The following is a 255-nucleotide window of genomic DNA, read 5'->3' as shown; positions in this document are numbered from 1 at the left end:
CTCGATATCCAGCTTTTCCATCGGCCCCTTGAGCCCGAAGCTTGAGGAAATCACGCCGATGGAGCCCACCAGGCTCGAGGGTGCCGCGATGATCTCGCCGGCGCCGGCCGCCATGTAATAGGCACCACTGGCGCCCAGGTCTTCAATCACCGCGATCACCGGCTTGTCGCCCCGCTCACGCAACCGCATCAGCTCGTCATAGACGCGCTGGGACTGCACCGGGCTGCCACCGGGCGAGTTGATGTCGAGCACCAC

1 protein-coding gene is annotated in these 255 nt (G+C 64.7%); it reads right to left on the bottom strand.

Annotated features, from left to right (window positions below):
- Window positions 1-255, bottom strand: a 255-nt coding sequence (locus tag R0J88_RS21710) for a S49 family peptidase (RefSeq protein ID WP_410901135.1), incomplete at both ends; no start/stop codon positions are given.

Origin of the sequence: Pseudoalteromonas sp. SIMBA_162, assembly GCF_046535955.1 — a bacterium.
GTDB lineage: Bacteria > Pseudomonadota > Gammaproteobacteria > Enterobacterales > Alteromonadaceae > Pseudoalteromonas > Pseudoalteromonas marina.
The sequence above is the reverse complement of the archived record's forward strand: the minus strand, read 5'-3'. Positions and strand labels throughout refer to the sequence as shown.